The sequence below is a fragment of the Micromonospora sp. SD19 genome (assembly GCF_054462275.1).
Window position 1 is genome coordinate 42,961 of sequence record NZ_JBTLMN010000009.1, and the last position, 19,807, is coordinate 62,767.

Annotated in this window: 18 protein-coding genes and 1 pseudogene; 11 read left to right on the top strand and 8 right to left on the bottom strand. The window is 68.5% G+C overall.

Annotated elements, in window-relative coordinates; genetic code table 11:
* The first annotated feature begins 7 nt into the window (after window positions 1-7).
* The 3 genes from ACX27O_RS25290 to ACX27O_RS25300 all read left to right on the top strand — a co-directional run bounded on the left by ACX27O_RS25290 (window position 8) and on the right by ACX27O_RS25300 (window position 3,119).
* Complete coding sequence (locus ACX27O_RS25290; protein ID WP_377633349.1) at window positions 8-1,243, top strand: glycosyltransferase; 1,236 nt, start codon at window positions 8-10, stop codon at window positions 1,241-1,243.
* An 8-nt stretch (window positions 1,244-1,251) separates the two neighbouring features.
* Window positions 1,252-1,656, top strand: coding sequence for a VOC family protein (locus tag ACX27O_RS25295; protein ID WP_377633347.1), 405 nt, complete (start codon window positions 1,252-1,254; stop codon window positions 1,654-1,656).
* A 95-nt stretch (window positions 1,657-1,751) separates the two neighbouring features.
* The gene (locus ACX27O_RS25300; RefSeq protein WP_377633345.1) at window positions 1,752-3,119 is read left to right on the top strand and encodes a condensation domain-containing protein; all 1,368 of its coding nucleotides are present in this window, start codon (window positions 1,752-1,754) and stop codon (window positions 3,117-3,119) included.
* Between the two features lie 33 nt (window positions 3,120-3,152).
* Here the strand turns inward: ACX27O_RS25300 and ACX27O_RS25305 are convergent, their stop codons facing one another.
* Genes ACX27O_RS25305 through ACX27O_RS25315 form a run of 3 tightly spaced genes read right to left on the bottom strand, consistent with a single transcriptional unit; the run spans window position 3,153 to window position 5,717 of the window.
* Complete coding sequence (locus ACX27O_RS25305; RefSeq protein ID WP_377633343.1) at window positions 3,153-3,935, bottom strand: ABC transporter permease; 783 nt, start codon at window positions 3,933-3,935, stop codon at window positions 3,153-3,155.
* Window positions 3,936-3,966: 31 nt separating this feature from the next.
* Window positions 3,967-4,725, bottom strand: coding sequence for an ABC transporter permease (locus tag ACX27O_RS25310; RefSeq protein WP_377633341.1), 759 nt, complete (start codon window positions 4,723-4,725; stop codon window positions 3,967-3,969).
* A gap of 14 nt (window positions 4,726-4,739) precedes the next feature.
* A complete protein-coding gene (locus ACX27O_RS25315) occupies window positions 4,740-5,717 on the bottom strand; it encodes an ABC transporter ATP-binding protein (protein ID WP_377633339.1) in 978 nt (325 codons plus the stop codon).
* Window positions 5,718-6,182: 465 nt separating this feature from the next.
* Between ACX27O_RS25315 and ACX27O_RS25320 the strand changes: the two genes are divergently transcribed.
* Window positions 6,183-7,163, top strand: coding sequence for a helix-turn-helix transcriptional regulator (locus ACX27O_RS25320; RefSeq protein ID WP_458940180.1), 981 nt, complete (start codon window positions 6,183-6,185; stop codon window positions 7,161-7,163).
* 108 nt (window positions 7,164-7,271) lie between these two features.
* On the opposite strand, the pseudogene ACX27O_RS25325 reads toward ACX27O_RS25320, so the two are convergent.
* Window positions 7,272-7,700 (bottom strand): annotated as a pseudogene (locus ACX27O_RS25325) (type II 3-dehydroquinate dehydratase); the annotation flags it as partial.
* A gap of 2 nt (window positions 7,701-7,702) precedes the next feature.
* On the bottom strand, window positions 7,703-8,347 hold the full coding sequence (locus ACX27O_RS25330) for an HAD family hydrolase (protein WP_458940181.1): 645 nt from the start codon (window positions 8,345-8,347) through the stop codon (window positions 7,703-7,705).
* A 261-nt stretch (window positions 8,348-8,608) separates the two neighbouring features.
* Between ACX27O_RS25330 and ACX27O_RS25335 the strand changes: the two genes are divergently transcribed.
* Genes ACX27O_RS25335 through ACX27O_RS25345 form a run of 3 tightly spaced genes read left to right on the top strand, consistent with a single transcriptional unit; the run spans window position 8,609 to window position 12,829 of the window.
* A complete protein-coding gene (locus ACX27O_RS25335) occupies window positions 8,609-9,793 on the top strand; it encodes a radical SAM protein (protein ID WP_377633335.1) in 1,185 nt (394 codons plus the stop codon).
* The gene (locus ACX27O_RS25340; protein ID WP_458940182.1) at window positions 9,786-12,071 is read left to right on the top strand and encodes an AMP-binding protein; all 2,286 of its coding nucleotides are present in this window, start codon (window positions 9,786-9,788) and stop codon (window positions 12,069-12,071) included. The genes ACX27O_RS25335 and ACX27O_RS25340 overlap by 8 nt, the downstream gene beginning before the upstream one ends.
* Entirely contained in the window at window positions 12,068-12,829 is a 762-nt protein-coding gene (locus tag ACX27O_RS25345) for an SDR family NAD(P)-dependent oxidoreductase (RefSeq protein WP_377633331.1), read from the top strand. Before ACX27O_RS25340 ends, ACX27O_RS25345 begins: the two co-directional genes overlap by 4 nt.
* Window positions 12,830-12,911: 82 nt before the next feature.
* Here ACX27O_RS25345 and ACX27O_RS25350 read toward each other — a convergent pair whose 3' ends face one another.
* The 3 genes from ACX27O_RS25350 to ACX27O_RS25360 are packed head-to-tail and all read right to left on the bottom strand — an operon-like array spanning window position 12,912 to window position 15,466.
* Complete coding sequence (locus tag ACX27O_RS25350; RefSeq protein ID WP_377633329.1) at window positions 12,912-13,952, bottom strand: 3-dehydroquinate synthase family protein; 1,041 nt, start codon at window positions 13,950-13,952, stop codon at window positions 12,912-12,914.
* Window positions 13,949-14,749 carry a shikimate dehydrogenase family protein gene (locus ACX27O_RS25355; RefSeq protein WP_377633327.1) on the bottom strand — a complete coding sequence of 267 codons (801 nt, stop codon included), beginning with the start codon at window positions 14,747-14,749 and terminating at the stop codon, window positions 13,949-13,951. The genes ACX27O_RS25350 and ACX27O_RS25355 overlap by 4 nt, the downstream gene beginning before the upstream one ends.
* 15 nt (window positions 14,750-14,764) lie before the next feature.
* The gene (locus ACX27O_RS25360; RefSeq protein WP_377633325.1) at window positions 14,765-15,466 is read right to left on the bottom strand and encodes a PIG-L deacetylase family protein; all 702 of its coding nucleotides are present in this window, start codon (window positions 15,464-15,466) and stop codon (window positions 14,765-14,767) included.
* Between the two features lie 281 nt (window positions 15,467-15,747).
* Between ACX27O_RS25360 and ACX27O_RS25365 the strand changes: the two genes are divergently transcribed.
* Genes ACX27O_RS25365 through cysD form a run of 4 tightly spaced genes read left to right on the top strand, consistent with a single transcriptional unit; the run spans window position 15,748 to window position 19,802 of the window.
* Window positions 15,748-17,283, top strand: coding sequence for an alkaline phosphatase family protein (locus ACX27O_RS25365; protein ID WP_377633323.1), 1,536 nt, complete (start codon window positions 15,748-15,750; stop codon window positions 17,281-17,283).
* Between the two features lie 11 nt (window positions 17,284-17,294).
* A complete protein-coding gene (locus tag ACX27O_RS25370; protein ID WP_377633321.1) occupies window positions 17,295-17,564 on the top strand; it encodes an acyl carrier protein in 270 nt (89 codons plus the stop codon).
* A 4-nt stretch (window positions 17,565-17,568) separates the two neighbouring features.
* Window positions 17,569-18,939, top strand: coding sequence for an alkaline phosphatase family protein (locus ACX27O_RS25375; RefSeq protein ID WP_377633319.1), 1,371 nt, complete (start codon window positions 17,569-17,571; stop codon window positions 18,937-18,939).
* Between the two features lie 56 nt (window positions 18,940-18,995).
* Entirely contained in the window at window positions 18,996-19,802 is an 807-nt protein-coding gene (cysD, locus tag ACX27O_RS25380; protein ID WP_377633317.1) for a sulfate adenylyltransferase subunit CysD, read from the top strand.
* Window positions 19,803-19,807: the final 5 nt, after the last annotated feature.

Genomic DNA, 19,807 nt, shown 5'->3' on the forward strand with positions numbered 1-19,807 from the left:
CTGGAGCATGCTGACCGGATCGACCGTCCTGATCGCGGCGTGGGCCGCCGGGGGAAATGCGGTCGCCTACCAGTACGTGGCGCAGAAGTTGGTCGCGGCGGGTGCCCGAGTGGTGGTGCTGGGCAGTGAGCCGATGCGTGCACGGTCCGAGCAGGCCGGCGCGGAGTTCCTGCCGTACGAGCGGGCGCCCCACGAGGCGCCCGCACCGCCCAGCCGGGATGCGGCCGGGTCCTGGCAGAACGCCGGCGTGTTCGATACCGCGCAGGCGCTCTCGGAGCATCTTCTGTTCGGTCCGGCGCACCTTTTCCTCGCCGACGTTTCGGCGGCGATCGAGAAATTCCGCCCTCATCTGGTAATCGCTGATCACGTATTGTTGGGCGCACTGTTGGCCGCCGAGCGGTCCGGTATTCCCCACGTCGTCTGTGTGACCACCATGTATCCCCTGCCCACCGAGGCGCTGACCCAGACCAGCGATATCGGCAATGGTCCCTATCGCGTCCTCTACCGGCGGATGCTGAACAAGGGACTCGGCCGTTTCAACCAGGTCCGCCAGGACCACGGGTTGAGGCCTGCGTCCACGGTATCCGACCAGTACGGACGGGCGGACCGGTGCATGGTGCTGAGCTACCGGTGCTTCGATCCGGCGGCGTCATCCGTGCCGGAGCGCGTGGTCTATGCCGGCGCCCCCGTCGAGTTGCCGCAGTGGCCACTGGCCGATGGCGCAGCCGCGGACGCCACTGTGCTGATCAGTCTGAGTACCTTGGCCGATCCGTCCGGTGCCGCACAACTCGACCGGCTGCTGGCGGCGGTGGACGGGCTGGACGCACAGGTGTTCGTGCTGGGCGAGGTCGAGGCAGCAGGCCGGGCGATCCCGCCGAACATCACGTTCACCGGCTTCGTCCAGCCGGGGGACCTGTTCGCCCGTGCCACCGTGGTGGTGACACAGGGCGGGCACGGGACGGTGCTCCGCGCGCTCGCCCACGGGGTGCCGATATTGGGGATTCCATCGGTCATTGACCAGTACAACAACGTGCGGCAGGCGGTTTCCCTGGGCACGGCGATAGAGGCCCGTTGGGACGCGTCTGCGGATGAGCTGCGCGATCGTCTGCGGACCCTCCTGAATGATGACAAGTATCAGATTCACGCACGCCGAGTGGCTGAGGCGTTGCGAGACGAACACGATGACGACGCGATCGTATCCCTGGTCGCCGAGGTGCTCGACCAGCGAACCTCATCAAGTTAGGATTCCTCATGCGAATCAGCTTCATACGTTTGCTTGTCTCCGATTTCCCAGCCTGCTTCCGGTTCTATCGCGATGCCATGGGGTTTCCCGTGACGTGGGGTGATGAGGACGGGGCCTACGCCGAGTTCGATACGGGCACCGGCACCCGGCTCGCCCTCAATCACTACCGCATCATTGCGGAGGCGGTGGGCACCGACGGCAAGGACGTCGAGCTGCCGAGCACCGACCGGTTCACTGTCGTGTTCGAGGTTTCATCCGGCGAAGAGTCATTGGAAAAGATCGCCGCGCGGGTGCAGGAGCATGGCGTCACGTTGATCCATCCGCCGACCGACTATCCGGACTGGGGGATCAGGGCAGTGCATTTCCGTGACCCGGACGGCTATCTCGTCGAGGTCAACGAGATCCTGGGATAGCTGTCGCACGGCGTCTTGGCACCGACTCCGCGACCTACCCTCGAGATTGGACCGCGATGACCGTTCTTGACCACGGCGGCCGTACACCCCGTGTGATGACCGTGCGGTTCGCTGCGGATCGTGCCGGAAAGGCCCCGCTGACCTGGGGCCAGATCGCCATCTGGAACGTCTTCGAGCAACTGCCGGCCACCGACTACTCGCTCAACATCCTGGTCCACTGGGAGCTTCCGTCCGGTCTGTCAGTGCCGGATGTGCTGACGGCTCTGCGACGTACGGTGGAGCGCCACGACTCGTTGCGGACCCGTTTCCCGCGGACGGCGGACGGGCCGTACCAGGATGTCTGTGCCGGCGGCGAGCTGCCGGTCGAGGTGCACGAGGTGGTCCTCGACGAGCTGCCGCGGATGGCGGAGACGATCGGTGAAGGGCTACGGCAGGTGCCGTTCGACCACGCCGCCGACCTGCCGTTGCGTACCGCGATCCTGACGTGCGGCGGCGAGCCGAAGACGCTGGTGATCGGGGCGAACCACATGGCCCTGGACGGCTGGAGCCTGGGCATCGTCAAGGGCGACTTCGAACGCGTGCTCGCCGGTGAGGCGCTCGGGCCGGCGGGCATCCAGCCCCTCGACCGGGTGGCGTTCGAAAAGAGCGAGCCCGCGCTGGTCCGCGAGGCGAAAGCCCTTCGGTGGTGGTGCCACTCCCTGAACTGCCTGCCTGATCAGCTCATCGCCAGCGTTCGTGAGGTCGGTGAGCGGCAGGCGTTCACCTGGGCGCAGCAGGATTCCGTCGCAATTGCCCTGGCGGCCCGGTCCCTGTCGCTGCGCACCGGCGTGGCCGCGGGGCAGGTGGTGCTTGCGGCAGCGGCCCTGCTCCTGGCGGCCTATACCGACGCGCGGCACGTGGCCCTCCGCACCATCGTGGCGACGCGGTTCCAGACCGGCACCCGAGACCTGGTCGGCGCCTTCAACCAGAACGCGTTGTTCTACCTGGACGTCGTGCCCGAGTCAGTCGACGAGTTCATGCGCCGGGCGGCGAATGCGGCGCTGCGCGGCTACCGCAACAGCGAATACCATCCGGACAAGCTTGAGTCCATGGTCGCGGACATCCTGGCCGAGCGGGCGATCCCGCGTGCCGGCTACTGCTTCTTCAACGACACGCGTTTCGCGTTGGGCGACAAGGTCACCGGCCCGGACCCGGCTGGTGCAGCCGCGGCGGCCGCGGGCATTGCGGCCGCGCTGCCGAATACGGTCGTGACTTCCGTCTCGCGGGACAACGATCCCTTCGTGGCCAACTTCTTCCTGTACCTGTTCGAACTGTCCGACCAGGCCGTGCTTTCACTCGGCATCGAAGATGGTTTCTTCGGTCCGCGTCAGCCAGCCGATTATCTGCGTGACCTGGAGAGCCTGATCACGCGGGCCGCCCTCGATGAACTCTCGGTGCCGCAGCTCCTGGCCCACTACCGATGACCTCGGACGGACCTCCGTCCGTGCCGACGTGTGTCAGCGCAGCATGGCCCGGGTCATTCGGCGGGTGGCGATGTACATCGCGATCGAGCCGAACGCGAGGAGGTAGGCCACCGGGATCAGCAGGTCCCAGCCGAGGCGGCCCAGCGCAGGTTCCCGGACCAGTTCGATGCTGTGGTAGAGCGGTAGCGCCTGGATCAGGGGCCGTACCGCCTCCGGATAGACCGACAGGGGATAGAACGTCGTCGCGAACAGGTACATCGGCAGCATGAAGAGCTGGATGTACTGGAAGTCGGGGAAGTCGCGCAGGTACGTCGTGACGGCCAGGCCGCCGGCGGCGAACGCGTACGAGATCAGCAGCGACGCCGGCAGGGCCAGCAGCACCCAGGCCGACGTGACCAGCCCACCGACGGCCATCAGGGTGAGGAATCCGATCGACGTCATCAGCGCGTTGATCATCGCGCTGGTCACCTCGCCGACGGCGATGTCGGTGACGGAGAGCGGTGTCGGCAGGATCGCCTCGTAGGTCTTCTCGACCCGCATCCGGATGAAGACGCCGAAGCTTGTCTGGTTGAACGCCGTGTTCATCGCCGTGGTCGCCAGGATCGCCGGGGCCACGTAGGCGGCGTACGGGACGTCGACACCGGGGACCGTGCCGACGAGCATCCCGACGCCGACGCCGATCGACAGCAGGTACAGGATCGGTTCCACGAGCGCGTTGAGCAGCGGTGTGACCGACCGGCGGTAGATCATGAAGTTGCGTTCGATGAGCGCCAGGGCGCGGCGGCCGGTCCAGGCGGGTACGGCGACTGTGGTCATGGTGTCTCCCCGAGGCGTTGGGCGTGGGCCGTCACGGGTGCAGCCGTCGGCGGTAGGTGACCCGGGCGACGAGGAAGCCGCCGATGGCGAGCACCAGCAGGTAGCCGATGTGGACGGAGCTGCCGGTGATCGTCGCCGTGCCGAGGCTGAGCGTGCGGCACAGCTCCACCCCGTGCCACAGCGGCAGCAGGTAGGACACCGGTCGGATCCACTCGGGTAGCTGGGAGACCGCGAAGAACGTGCCGGAGAACATGTAGAGCGGCATGATGACGAAGCGGAACACCGTGTCGATCTGGCGCAGCTTGCGGACGCCGACCGCCCACGCGGCGGCGGGTGCCGCGAACGCGACCCCGGTCAGGGTCGCGCCGAGCAGGGCGCCGAGGGCCCACCATCCCCCGATCAATCCGAACGCGGCCATCACCACGATGAAGGCGCCGCTGGCGATGAGCACCCGGAAGGTGATGAAGAGCAGGTGCCCGGCGGCGAGCTGCTCGGGCCTCAGCGGTGTCGGTGTGGCGCTGCGGTACGCGCCGAAGCCCGCAGCCCGGGCGACCCCCGCGGCCCCTTCCAGGAACGCGTTCTGCATCGCGGCGGCGGCCAGCATGCCCGGGGCGAAGAACGCCGCGTAGGAGACGCCGGCGATCTGGGCCGGCGCGTTGTCGTCGACGAGGGCGCCCAGCCCGGCGCCGATACCGATGAGGAACAGCAACGGGTTCAGCACGTTGAGAACGATCGAGCCCCGCCAGGTACGCCGGTAGAGCGTGATCCAGTATCCGAAGGCACGAAGCACGGTGGTCTCTCCTGCTACTCGATGAGCGATCGGCCGGTGAGCTTGAGGAACACGTCCTCCAACGTCGCGCGGCGGACCAGTGCGGTGAGTGGCGTGAGCGACATGGCGTGCACCGCGGCGAGGGCGGCCTCGCCGTCGGCGGTGTAGACGAGCACCCGGTCGGGGAGCAGTTCGACGCGACCGTCGGCGTCGTTGCCGCCGGTGGCCAGCACCGATGTGCGCAGTTTCTCCGCAGCGGTGTCGCGTTCGTCGAGGCGGAAGCGGAGTTCGAGCACCTCCCGGGTGGCGTACCTGGTGATCAGTTCCCGGGGTGAGCCCTGCGCGACGATGCGGCCGTGGTCGACCACGATGAGCCGGTCGCAGAGCTGCTCGGCCTCGTCCATGTAGTGCGTGGTGAGGATGAGTGTGACGCCCTGCTGTTTGAGCTGGAAGAGCCGGTCCCACAGGATGTGTCGGGCCTGCGGGTCGAGGCCGGTGGTCGGCTCGTCGAGCAGCAGGATGTCCGGTTCGTTGATCAGGGAGCGGGCGATGGTCAGACGCCGTCGCATGCCGCCGGAGAGCGTCTCGACCTGGTCGCCGGCCTTCTCCTGAAGCTGGGCGAAGTCGAGCAGTCGGGTCGCGCGGTCCCGGATGACGGCCCGCGGCAGACCGAAGTATCGCCCGTAGATGTGCAGGTTCTCCCGCACGGTCAGCTCGTTGTCCAGGTGGTCGTCCTGCGTGACGACACCGAGCCGGGCGCGGATCTCCGGACCCTGTGTCATCGGGTCCATGCCCAGCACGCGCAGTTTGCCGCCGCTGATCGGTGACGTAGCGGCGATCATCCGCATGGTGGTCGACTTGCCGGCGCCGTTGGGGCCGAGAAGCCCGAAGGACTCCCCCCGCGCAAGGGTGAAGTCGATGCCGTCGACCGCGCGGAACCCCGCTGTGGACCCACGTGGGGAATAGATCTTGGTCAGGTTCTTCGCCTCGACCAGGGAAAGTTCGCTCACCAAGGCAGCCTACGAACGAGGACAGCAATCTGCAAGATTCGAGCAGGCGCTTGTAATTTTTCGACGCAATCATTAGCTTTTTGGTTAGCCGGCCGGTCCACTTCCGCGCATCTTCACCCATGACCTGTGCCGCGAGCACCGCCCGATTGGGATGGAGTCCATGAATCCTCGTCACGACGTTGCCCCGCGGTTCGTAACAATCGGGTCCGCGGCCGGGCTGTTCACTCCGGGTCAGATCACGATCTGGGACGCGACGGGCGCCGCGTCGTTCGTCCCGCGCGGGTCCGCCGGTCTTCTTGGCGACGTCGAACGGCTGCTGACCCGGTTCCGCGTGGGCGGAAAGCTCGTACAAGAGTTGTGCGTCGAACTCTCCTGACCTGCGTCCGCCACCGGGGGCCGCCAGTCAGGTGGTACCCGACGGGAGACAACGATGCTGAACGACGCGCACATGATCCTGGGGAGAAGGGAATGCTCGAACCGATAGGTCTGAGCCCGACGCTAGAGGCCATATATCGCACCATGCTCCGCCACCGCGACTGGAACACCGAACGGATTGCCGAGCACCTGCACCTCAGCGTCGCCGAGACGAAGTCGGGTCTGGACGATCTGGCGCAGCTGATGCTGCTCGCCCCCGCCGAATCCGCCGATCGCGAGTTCCGTCCCGTCAATCCGGCGCTCGGCCTGACCACCCTGCTCGCGCACGCGGAAGAGGAGGTTGAGCGGCGGCAGCGGCAGATCTTCGCAGCTCGCTCGGCGATGGCCGTGCTCGCTGCCGAAGCCGCCGAGGGCGCCAGCCGGGAAGGATTCGTCCGCCTGGACGGAATTGACGCGGTGCGCGAGCGGATGGAGCAGATCGCGGTCTCGGTGCACGTCGAGTGCATATCGATGAACCCGGTCGCCGCCCAGTCGCCGACCGCCAAGAAGGCCAGCAAACCGCTCAACCAGCTCCTGCTCGAACGGGGTGTCTCGGTGCGCTCCATCTATCAGCAGAGTTTCAGCAACGACGCCGACCTGGTGGACTACGCGGAGTGGCTGACCGGGCTCGGCGGGGAGTTGCGCACCGTGCCGATCGTGCCCACGCTGATGATCATTTATGACCGCAAGGGTGTCCTCGTCCCGATCGACCCGGCCGCGACGCACCTCGGCGCGATCGACGTGACCGGGCCGGGCGTCGTCGCGTTGGCGACCGCGCTGTTCGAGCAGATGTGGCAGAGCGCGGTTCCGTTCGGCGCGGCTGTGCCACGCGACCAGGAGGGACTGAACCCCACCGAGCGTCAGTTGCTGTCGCTGCTGTCGGCTGGGCACACCGACCAGGTGGTGGCGCGGCGGCTGGGAGTGTCGCTGAGCACTGTGCGTCGGATGATGGCCGGGCTGATGGGGCGGTTGTCCGCACGAAGTCGCTTCCAGGCCGGCGTCAAGGCCGCCGAGCGTGGCTGGCTCTGCTACTGACCGCGTCCCGGAGGCAGCTCAAGGGGCTGCACCGCGGCCGGGTTGTTCTCTGTCGTTCGCCGATGCCGGCAGCGAGCCGACGGTCCTGTGCGGAAGGTGGCCGCCGGCCGACAGCGAGGTGACGAGCGCGTCTGCCGCGACGAGGTAGCCGTACGCTCCGAAGCCGGCGACCACCCCCAGGGCCAGCGGCGATATGATCGAGTTGTGGCGGAACGGTTCGCGCGCCCATACATTGCTTAGATGCACCTCGACCCACGGCGGGTCGTAGGCGGCGAGCGCGTCCCGCAGGCTCCACCCGGCGATCATCAGCGCACCGGGATTGACGATCGCCCCGGCGGTGTCCGAATGGCGGCGTAACGCCCCGAGCATCTCCGCCTCGCCGTCGTGCTGTTCGGCGCGCAGCCCGTATTCGGTACCGGCCAGGCGACGACCGACCGCGTCCTCTATCTCGGCCAGCGTGGTGTGGCCGTAGATCTCCGGTTGCCGAGTGCCGAGGCCACCGAGATTGGGTCCGTTGAGCAGCAGGATGTCCGCCACGGTCAACTCTGCGCGCCGATCAGGGCACTCAGCTGCTCGCGCAACTGGGTGCAGGACGACGACACCAGGTCCGGCGAGCAGGCCAGCAGTTCCTCGGCCGAACCCTGTCCCCAGAGGGCAGCCGCGATCCGAGTGCCCGCTGCCTGGCCGGCCCGTAGGTCCAGGACGGAGTCGCCGACCATCACGGCCCTGGCCGGTTCGGCGCCGACGCGTCGCAGTGCCAGCAGCACGATCTCCGGCGCGGGTTTGCCGTCACGGACCTCGTCGCTGCCGCAGACCGCGTCGATCCGGTCGAGGAGACCAACCGACTGCAGCACCACCTCGGCACGTTCACGGGCCTTGCCGGTGGCGACTGCGATGGCCAGCCCGGCCGCGCGCAGGTCTTCGAGAAGGATGTCCGCGCCGGGGCTCATCGGCACGCGGTGTACGAGTTTGCTGCTCTGACGGACGAAGGCAGGGTACATCTCCGGCGGTAGGTTCATGATCTTCAGGATCTCGGGCATGTGGCGGCCCAGGTGTGGCAGGTACGCCTCGAAGGGGGCGGGACCGTCTCCGACGATTTCCGCGTACGCGTTGACGAATGCCTCGCGCATGACGTCGATACTGTCGACGAGAACACCATCCAAGTCGAAGACGACCGCGTTCAATGGCGTCGAAAGCACTGGTTGAAGGTCCCATCTCTCTTGTGTCGATCGACGATCGCACCGACGATCAAGGGGATCATGGCCACTCCCGCGCTGTCCACAGAGCCGCATTGAGCTGTCCATCTCTTGAATGGAACTGCTCAACCCGCTCTATTGACGCTGCGCGCGCGACTGGCGAACCTTGATGTGGACAGCCGCTTTCCCTCTCATCGGTTCCCGCGTCCACCCGATGGAGCGGCGGCCCGCGCGAGGGGATTTTCGACGATGATTGAATCGCTCGTCGGCAACGATCTGGTCGTCAACGAAGACTCGTGCAACCTCAGTTGCACCTACTGCCTCACGGGACAGAGCAATCTCAAGGAGTCGCACAACGAACAGTTGATCTTCGGCCCACCGGTCAAGGACCGGTTCACCCCGGGTTCCCTGCTCGGCACCCGCCTGCCGCTGATCGACAAGCGGATCGACCAGACCTTCGGCGTACCGTTGCTCAAGGTCACCGGCGGTGAGATCTTCCTGGTCGCGGGAATCATGGACTTCCTGCGCGAGCAGGCCGCACACCACGAGGTGCTGGTCGTGCAGACCAACGGCGTGCTGGTCCGCGAGGAGCACCTGGCCGAGTTCGCGGCCTGGGGAAACGTGGTCCTGCAGGTCTCGCTCGACAGCCATCTGCACACCGGCAACTCCTACCGCGTCGCGACCGAGTCGCTGCATGGCAAGACGATGCGCCACATCGAGGCCATTCTCGACAGCGGGCTGCCCGTCGAGATCTATTCGGTGCTCAATGACCGCAGCGTCGTTGAGATGGAGCAGTTCGCCGAGTGGCTGACTGCGCACGAGCACAAGCCCGTCTACTTTCCTTTTCCGGTCCGTGGTCCCGACGCGGAGCAGTTCAAGGTCCGGACCGACCAGGTTGCCCACATCGAGCGGTTCGTCGAGCGCTACGACGAATTCGCCACGATCCTGCCGCCGATGGCCTACTTCAAGCGGTTGCTGAGCTTTTACCACAACGGCAAGCGCATATTCCGCTGCCATCTGCCCCGGCTGGTGATTTCCACGTTCAGCGATGGCATGGTCACCCCGTGCCCCAACATTTGGTTCTCGAATATGGGCAGCATGATCGAGGACGGGTATGCCAAGTCCCTTGAGGACGTCGGCACCAGCGCCATGTACCAGGCGCTGCTCGCCCCGCGCCCCCGGTTGAAGGCGTGCCACGGCTGCTTCACCCCGTGGGACACGTTGTCGATGTACTTCGAGGACGAGATCACCCTCGATGAGCTCTGCGCCGCGCCGACCTACTCGCCGCCGGCTATCCGCGCTCTGTTGGAGCAGCGCAAACGCGCGTATCACGAGGGTTTGAAGGCCGGCGTCGACCCGGACACCAAGATTGCCGTCGGATCACCTCAGTGGGATGACCCCGAAGGTGTGACGGTCGAGGCCGGCTATGCCTGAGGTCGAGGCCGCACCGCACCCCGCCCTCATCGACATGGCCGGCGGGGTCTGTCCCGGTGAGGTGGTTGCCCTCGTCGTACCCAATGGGCCGCTGTGGCTCGCGGGCTACCGCGCACTGCTCGCCGCGCGGGCGGTGCCCCTGCTCCTCGATGCTGACCTGCCGGTGCCCGAGCGGACCCGCTGGCTTGCCCTCGCCGGCGGTACCCGGACGCTGTCATGCGACGGCGACGGCGACGGCGACGAGACGCGCCTGCGCCTGACCGGCTCGCCGCCCGCTGATCGCTCCCACCGCACCGGGCAGCCCGACGGCGCCGCCCCGCATCCGGCAGGGTCGACCGGCGAGGCACGGGTGCTCCTGCGCACCTCCGGCACGACCGGCGCGCCGAAGGTCGTCGCCCGATCGTTGGCCTCACTCGACGCCGAGGGGCGCCGGCACGCGCACTGGTCTGGGCTCACCCACCGTGATGTGGTCGCGCTTCCGCTGCCGATGTGGCATGCCTACGCGCTGGGCTGGGTGCACGCCGTCGATCAGGTCGGCGGCCACCTGATCGCGATGGCCGCGAACGCGCTCGGCCGCTGTCAGCAGGTCATCAGGGACGGTGCGACGGTGCTGATCCTCGTGCCGAGCGTGGCGTCGCTCCTGGCCCAGCGCACCCCGCCCGGATCGGTGCCCGATCACCGGCTGCGCCTGGTCATGGTCGGGGCAGGTCCGGTGACCGAAGAACTCGACCAGCGATTCCGGGCGGCCTTCGGCATCGGGCTGGCGCGCAACTACGGCTCCACCGAAACCGGGGCCCTGTTCAGCGGCGCACCCGGGCTGCCGGAAGGATGCGTCGGCGGTCCGCTGCCCGGCGTCGAGGCCCAGGTCGTCGACCCACACGGCCAGCCACTGCCCGCAGGCGACAGTGGCGAGCTTCGGGTCCGCATTGTCGACCTGCCCGCGGGCGAGCCTGACGGCAACGACGAGACGGTCGCTGGCGGGCCGCTCCGGGACGGCTGGCGGCGGACGGGTGACCTCGCCGTCTTCGACGAACACGGGCTGCACATCGTGGGCCGCAACTCCAGCGCCATCCGCCGAGGTGAGCGGTGGATCGCCCCCGAGGAGATCGAAGCGGTACTCCTGCGCCACCCGGCCGTCGTCGATGCCCGGTGTGTGGCCGTGCCGGGCAACGGCGGCGCGGCCAGCCTCGAAGCCGAGGTGGTCGCCGTGCGCGCCGACGCCACCGATCTCGCCGAGCTGCGCGCCCACCTGGCCGCCAACCTCTCCGCGCACAAGACGCCCCAGCGGGTACGCCTGGTCGGCGAGGTGGTACGCGGCCCTTCCGGCAAACGCCTCCCGCCACGGTCCTACACCCTCGCTGACTCGGCCATCCTCATCGAGGCAGCCCAGGCGTACAAGCGCAGTGAGCTTGTCTTTGCACTGCTACGACTCGGCATCCTGGACCTCCTGGCGGCCGGAACGGCCGACGCGTCCTCGATCGCCCGGACGCTCGGCCTCGACGTGGGCACCTGCGACCTGCTCCTCCAGACCGCCGTCGAACTCGGCCTGATTCAGGTCGCAGCTGCGCCGGTGGTCCCGGAGCAGCGAACGGACGCGTTCCCCGAGCAGACCCGGAACATCGTGGAACTCGAAGCCGCACTCTCCCGCAGCTGGGTCAGCAGAGAGAAGCTCGGCGACGTCGCCTCGGTCGGTCCAGGGCGGAGGGCCTTCGACAACGGAACCATCGACGGCGGGTTCCGCGTCCTGTACCAGCGCGCCATCCACTCCAGGGCGGCACACCAACGGGTACGCGTCGGGCTCGCGCTCGGCGGGCACCGCGCCGGTGACCGCCTACTGGAGATCACCTGCGGACCCGGCCGATACGCCGCTGCCTGCCCGTCGGACACCACCCGGCTGCTGCGGACCGGCCGACTGTGGACGTCCGATGCGCCGCTCGTCGCGCCGCCCCCGGAGCCCGGCGACCGATTTGATCTGGTCGTCGTCTGCAACGCGGTGCACCTGACCGGTCCCGGCAGCGACCTGGCCGACCTCTCCTGGCGGCTCGCGCCCGGCGGACGGCTGCTCATCGACGACGTGTACCTCGACGTGGACGGCGTACCCACGACAGTCCGTCTCGACTGGCTGACCCACGGCGGCCTCTTCTGGCCCAGCGTCGGGACACTGACCGCCGGGCTCACCCGCGCAGGCCTCGCGACCCGTCGCATCGTGCACACCGGAACTCCACCCGCCACCCTGATCGTCGCGGCGGCCGAACCGCAGGAGAGGGAGCGAGCATGAGCCTGGCGGACCTGTCTGGCAAGGTCGCGCTGGTCACCGGCGTCAGCGGGCAGCTTGGCGGCGCGATCGCCCGGACCCTGGGTGGATGCGGCGCGACGGTGGTCGGCACCTACCACCAGTCGGGCCGGCGCGCCGAGGATCTGGTCGCCGAACTCCGGGACGCGGGCTTACCGGCGCATGCCGTCGCCGTGGACTTCGCCGAGCCGCGCGCGTCCGCCGGCCTCCTCTCCCGCGTCCGTGCGGCGGCCGGACCGCCGGACATTCTTGTCTGCGCGCATGGCGGCACCCAACGACGCGGGGTCCTCGAGACCGGCGACCGCAGCTCTGCCGGCCCGCTGTGGCAGGTCAACGTCGACGCCGCCGTCACGCTCGCCGGGCTCGCCGCGAAAGGGATGATCCGGCGACGGTCCGGGCGGATCGTGTTGGTCGGCTCCCGCGCCGGTATCGCGGGGATGCCCGGCCAGGCGGACTACGCGGCGACCAAGGCGGCATTGCAGGCGTGGGCGGCGAGTGCGGCGTGGGAGCTGGGCCCGTTCGGCATCACGGTGAACGTGGTCGCGCCCGGTGCGGTGGAGGTTGACCCGCACGGCACGGCGGTTTACTCGGAGGAGGAGAACGAGGTGGCAGCCAGCCGTACGGCAGCCCGCCGGCTGGGCACTGCGGCTGAGGTCGCCGCGATGGTCGCATTCCTGACCAGTGCCGGCGCAGCCTATGTCACCGGGCAGACGATCGCCGTCGACGGCGGCGCCCGCTGGTGACCCCGCCGCTGATCGGTACGCGATAGCGAACCCCGGTCGGGCCATGTCACCCCTTGCCCGGGGCGACGGCCGGCGGCGCGGCTCACTGACGGGGCATCGCGTGCAGGGCATCGAGCACGACCTTTTCGGGTACGCCGGTCACGAGCTCGGGACCCGCTGGTCCGTCGAGCACGAAGGTGAGGCCGGCGCTGGCCTTCTTGTCGCGCCGCATGATCGTGACGAGGTCGTCGATGTCGACGTCGGCGGGCAGCGCGGTCGGTAGACCGTACTCGGCCACGACGTCGTGATGCTCGCGCGACCGGGAATCATCGATGCGTCCGTACGCGTGGGCGAGCCGCCCGGCGAAGACGGTGCCGATGGCGACTCCCTCGCCGTGGCGGACGGCGCCGTGGGTAGCGGTCTCGATCGCGTGTCCCAGGGTGTGGCCATAGTTGAGCAGGTGGCGCAGGCCGCCATCGCGCTCGTCCAGCGCAACGATCTCCGCTTTGCGGCGGACGCTCGCCGCGATCTGCTCGGTCACCGGGAGGCCGCGAAGGTCGCCAGCACCGATGAAGTGGCATCGGGCGATCTCGCCGTAACCGCTGATTCTCTCCCGCTCGGGCAGAGTGGCCAGGAAGTCGATGTCACACAGCACGGCCCGTGGCTGCCAGTAGGCACCGATGAGATTCTTGCCGAGGTCGAGATTGACCGCGGTCTTGCCGCCGACGCTGGCGTCGACCTGGGCCAGCAGCGACGTCGGCAGATGCACCACCGCGACGCCCCGGTGGTAGAGGGCGGCGGCGAGGCCGACGATGTCGGTCGTGGTGCCGCCGCCGCAGGACACGACGACGTCGCGCCGGGTCAGCCCGAACTCGGCGAAGTGGCGACACAGTTCCTCGACCGACCCGAGGGTCTTGCCCGCCTCGCCGTCGACGACTGGCAGGCGCAGGGCGGGTATCCCCGGGTCGGGTATCGAACTCTGTGGGCGGGAGGACACGATCGCGACCCGTCCCGCGCCGATGCGCGCGAGAACCTCGGGGAGGAGGTGGCGGGTTCCGGGCCCGATCTCGACCGGATACGACCGGTCGCCCAACGCCACGGTGACGGTGTGGCGGCGGGCCGCGGAGCTGGCGGCGGCGGTCACAGGCCGAAAAAGTCGAGGTAGGAGTCGAGTTGGTTGGCCAGCATGTGGATGCCCGGGTGCACCTGATGACCGAGGCTCCGGGCCGCGGCCAGCAGTGGCGTCGTGGCCGGACTCATGATGATGTCGGCGACGACCGTGCCGGGCGCGAGCCGCGCCGGATCGAACGGCAGTGGGTCGTCGTGGCGCATCCCCAACGGGGTGGCGTTGACTGCGATGTCCACCTCGTCCGGGCGGAACCGGGTGGCGCCGGTGACCCGGCCGGGATAGGCGGGCGCCAGCCGGTCGACCAGGGTGCCGAGCCGACCCGGGTCGAGATCGACGACGTCGAGCGCGGCGGCGCCCGCCTCGAGCAGCGCGACGGCGATGGCGCTGCCCGCCCCGCCGGCGCCGACCAGACACACCCGCTTGCCCTTCGGCGTGTGACCGGCGTTGCCCAGGCCCCGAACGAAGCCGACACCGTCGAACGTGTCGGCCAGCCAGGCGCCGTCCGGCTCGCGGCGCAGGGCGTTGGCGCTGGCGGACAGGATTGCGCCCGGGCTGGCCCGGTCGGCCAGCGCCAGCGCGGCAGCCTTGTGCGGCACGGTGACGAGCATGCCGTGGAGATTCCCTATCCGCCGCAGACCGCCGACCACCTGGGCGAACTCGGTGGGGGCGACGTGCACGGGAATGAGCACGGCGTCCACGCTACGCTCGGCGAGCAGCGGATTGAGCAGAGACGGTGCCCGTACCTGCGCGACGGGGTCACCGAGCAGAGCGTAGATCCTGGTCGAGCCAGTGATCGCGAGAGCGTCGACCACACAACACCTCCTAGGTCAGAGAACCCCGGTACGGCCGCTCGGCCCCCACTCCTGCCACCGCGCGCCGCGACCGTTGTGCCGGGCGTGGCGGGACAGCGCCCGGGCGAACGAAATGGCGCTAGCGAACATCGCCTCCACCTGAGTGCGGTAGGCCAGCGCGGCGCGCAGCCAGATGCCGAAATCGACCGGATAGTCGCGGGGGACCAGGCCATCCGGTGGCGGCGGACCGTAGGGAAACTCGCCGTAGTAGCGCAACAGGTGCGGCGCGATGAGCCGTTCGGCGGCGTGGCGGACGATGGCGTGGTCGACGTGGGTGCCGACGCCGAGCGGGGCGATGACCACTTCGACGGTCTTGATGTGTGCGGCCAGGGCGTCGGCGACAGCCTGCGTCAGCAGCTCGTCGGCCGGGTGCGGCGCCCGGCGCAGGGCCAGCATCGAGCGGTACAGCGGATCACCGGTGCCGGCGGCGGTGCGCATCGCCGCCTCGGTGAAGCCGAGGCTGACCCTGGTCACCCCGCAGATGGCGAGCGCGGTCGCATCCTCGTCGCGACGGACGGACATCGGCGTGTCCACTGACGCCTCGGTGGCCGGGGTGCCATCGGCGTCGAAGACGGTGGCCACGGTGACCGGTGTGTCGCTCGCCGCCCAGGCCGAGAGCGCCCCACCGCAGGACCAGACCGCGTCATCCGGGTGCGGGCTGATCACCAATACGTTCATCGTGGTAGCACCTCGTCCGGGAATCGGGACAACAGCCAATGACGAGTGGGAATCCGTGGGCGCGCGGCGCTTATCGTAGGGTGCCGCAGCAGGAGGTGTCCAGCATCTGATCCAGCCCGGTTTCGGCTGCTCAAATGGCCTGCTCCGGCTGCTGGAGAGAGCTTGTGCTCGTGGGCGGAAGTGGTCACGCCGGAGCTCTGATATTCGATCAGATTGATCCATAGCATCCGATACGAAATAGCGGAGTCCGCTATTTCGAATCGCCATGCAAGGGAGCTGCCGTGTCCGACGCCGGTGTCATTCCACCGAAGGCTCTGATTCTAGGGATCGACGGTGGGAGCCTGGACGTCATCGAGCCGCTGTTGGCACAGGGGCTACTGCCGAACCTCAAGGCGCTGCTCGGCGTCAGCCTGCACGGACCGACCACGACCACCTGGCCGGCACACACCGCGCCCGGCTGGACCACGTTCGTGACCGCCCGACAGCCGGGCGGCCACGGGATCTACCAGTTCTTCGACACCCAGCACCCGGAGTACGGCGACCGTCTCGTCGGTAGCGGCGACTTCGGCTGCTCGACAGTCTGGGAGTGGCTGGCGCAGCAGGGGCTCTCGGTCGGGCTGATCAACGTGCCGATGTCGCATCCCCCGATCGACGTGCCCGGTTACCAGGTCACCTGGCCGCTGGTGCAGACACTGCGGTACAGCCGTCCCAGTGGCCTGCTCGGCGAACTGAGCGCCGCCGGCGCCCCGTTCACCTCGGACCTGCTGACCATGTACCAGGGTGACCTCGGCTACGCCGACTTCGCGGTCGCCAACGTGCACGCCCGAGGCCGCTCGATCCGGCATCTGCTGACCACCCGCCCCGTCGACGTGGTGATGGCCGTGCTGACCGAGGTGGACCGGGTCTGCCATCACTACTGGCACTTCGCCGACCCGTGCCACCCTCGCCACGACCACGCCCCGGAGAGCAACGACTGGGCGCAGGCGATCCGGCAGACGTACACCGCCATCGACGAGATGTTCGGCGAGGTTCTGGAGTTGGTCGGTGATGAGACGACAGTCGTCGTCGTCTCCGACCACGGCTTCGGCCAGGGCCGCCAGCACGTCGGGGTCAACACCGTGCTGGCCGAGGCGGGGCTGCTGAGCATTCGCTCCGGTGCCGGCCCGTATGCGGGCTGGTTCTCCGCCGAAGGCCGGACGGTGGACTTCTCGCGCACAGCGGCCTACATGCCGACGCCGGGTTCATACGCGATCAACTTCAACCTTGCCGGGCGCCAGCGGGAGGGCACGGTCACCCGGCGCGACATCGCCTCGCTGACCGAGCAGATCATCGGGATCTTCGACGGGCTCACCGATCCGCAGTCCGGACGTAGAACGTTCGCGGCGGTGCTGCCGCGCGCCGAGGCGTACCCCGGTGTGATGGGCCATGCCGCGCCGGACCTCCTGCTGGTTCCGGCGGACCAGGGCGTGCTCGCCGACCCGTCGATCGGCGGGGACGTGTGGCGGTCCAGCTACCAGACCGGGATGCACCGCTACACCGGGATGTGGGCGATCCGTTCGCCACGGGTGGCGCCGGGGCGTCACCTCGAGCCCGTGGCACTGCACGACGTGATACCGACGCTGCTGCATGACCTGGGGTTGCGCCAGCCAGGGTCGGTCGCGGGCCGGCCGGTCCCGGCCGTCACGGCACAGCAACCGGATGTTCGGCCCTACCTGCCCGACGTGACGTCCGCACAGACACCGGGTGGCCGCGACACGCGACATGTCCGAGACGACGACCTCACCGCCAAGGCGCTGGCCGCAATGGGATACCTGTAGAGGAGCGAACGATGTCACAGACGCAGACCAAGGAAAGACTCCGCAAGACACTGGTCAACGCGCTTCGACTGGACCGGGACCCAGCGACCATCCCCGACACTGACCTACGCCAGGAGTTGGACATCGACTCCATTGCCGCTCTGGAGTTTCTGATCTGGGTCGAGAACGAGTTCGGCATCCAGATCGACGACGAGGATCTCAGCGTCGTGCTGGTCGACTCCCTGGACACGCTCGCCGCCTACGTCGACGCCCGCCTGGGGGCAACCTCGGGAAAGGCTTGAGCTGATGGCGCACAAGCGGGCGATAGTCCTGATCGCCGAAGGCGTGGAGCCGAGCCTGGTCGCCCGGTGGGGTCCGGAGAGGCTCCCGAACTTCCACCGCCTGTTCGCCGAGGGTGCGGGCGGAGTGATGAACTCCGAATACGTCCCGTACGAGCCGTCGGGCCTGCTCACCGCGTTCACCGGCGTCGAGCCGGCGACCCACGGTTGCTTCTCCTACTGGGAGGTGCACACGCCGGAGTATGTGCCGCGGGTGCTGGGAAGCGGCGATTGCCGCCGACCCTTCCTGTGGCACCGCCCGGAGCTGGGGGACCGGACCGTCGCCGTGATCAACGTCTTCGGCACGCACCCGATCCAGCCGGTGAACGGACACGTCATCAGCTACCCGATGCGCAGCACCCTGCACGCCTGCCATCCCCGCAACCTGCCCATCAAGCTGGCCGAAGTCGGTATCAAGCCGCTCCACGACGTCACCATCTGGTTCGCGGGACAGCCCAAGACGGAATCCCTGCCGCCGATCCTCGACGCGGACGAGCAGCGGGCCGCGGCGGCCCTGCACCTGCTGCACGGTGGGCTCGGCACGCCGCCGGACCTGACCATCGTCAACATGACCGCGATCGACCGCCTGTCGCATTTCTACTGGCAGGAGATGGAGCCGGGTAGCCAGGTCGCCGAACACGACCAGGCGATCTTCCAGGCGTACCAGGTCTGCGACCGGTTGTTGGGCGAACTCCTCGACCTGGTCGACGGCTCGACAAGCCTGTTCTGCTTCTCCGAGATCGGCTTCGGGCCGCTGCGGTCGTACCGGTCGGTCAATGACGTGCTGGCCGAGGCGGGCCTGCTGACCTATGCCGCCGACGGGGTGATCGACTTCACCAGGACCCGAGCCTTCGAGGCGGTACAGGGCGCGGCGGGTGTCAACCTCAACCTCGTCGGGCGCCAGCGGGACGGCGTGGTGGCGGTGTCGGAGTACGACTCCGCCCTGGCCGAGGTGCGCGCAGTGCTGACCGAACACGTCAACCCACTCACCGGCCGGCTCTTCCTCGCCGACGCCATCCCGCGCGACAAGATCCACGCTGGGCCGGCCGTGGAGGAGGCCCCCGACCTGATCATGGAGCCCGCCGACTGGCGCTACCTGGCGTTTGGCGACATGTACTGGGTGTCGCGGGTCAACCGCTGGCTGCAGAGCGGCTGGCACCGGCGCGACTCCTTCTGGGGAGGTGTCGGGCCCGCGTTCGTCTCGGGTTCGGGCGGCACGGGCAGCCTGACGGACGTCATGCCCACGATCGCGCAGATGCTCGACATCCCCGCGTTCGCCGACACCTCCGGGACACCGCTGGGGCACGCCCCGGGCGGCCCCGCGCCGACCTGGGGCTGACCCGCCCCGCCGGACCGATCCGCGATCCACAGTTGCGACGCGAAGGAGACGACGCCATGAGAGCTGCCCTGCGGGAGCTGGAGAACGAGGCCGTGCACCTACTGCGCGAAGTGCAGCAGCGTTTCGAGCGCCCGTCCCTGCTGTGGTCGATGGGCAAGGACTCCACGACCCTGCTGTGGCTGGCGCGCAAAGCGTTCTTCGGCGAGATCCCCCTCCCGGTGTTGCACATCGACACGTCCTACAAGTTCCCGTCGATGTACGCGTTCCGCGAAAAGATGTCGGCCGAGTGGGGCCTCGATCTTCGGGTGCACCGCAACGAGGCGGCGCTCGCGTCCGGGATGGGGCCGGGCGTGGGAGGCAAACTCGCCTGCTGTACGGCATTGAAAACCAACGCATTACAGCAGGCGATCACCGACGGTGGGTATGACGCGGTGATCCTCGGCATCCGGGGGGACGAGCACGGGGTACGCGCCAAGGAGCGCACCTTCAGCCCGCGTGACGCCTCGTTCTCCTGGAACTACCAGAACCAGCCCCCGGAGTTCTGGGATCTGCACCAGGCCGCGGTCAGCGACGACGGACACATCCGGGTGCATCCGCTGCTGCGGTGGCGTGAAGTAGACATTTGGGAGTACATCGAGGCCGAGGCCATCCCGGTGCCCGACCTCTACTTCGCCGAGGAGGGCAAGCGCTACCGCTCGATCGGCTGCGCCTGCTGCTGCTCACCGGTGCAGAGCAACGCCTCCACCGTGGTGGAGATTCTCCTCGACGTGCGCCACTCCACGGAAGGCGAGCGCGCAGGGCGCGCCCAGGACAAGGAGGACGCCGAGGCCATGCAGAAGCTCCGCGCCCTCGGATACATGTGAGGCGA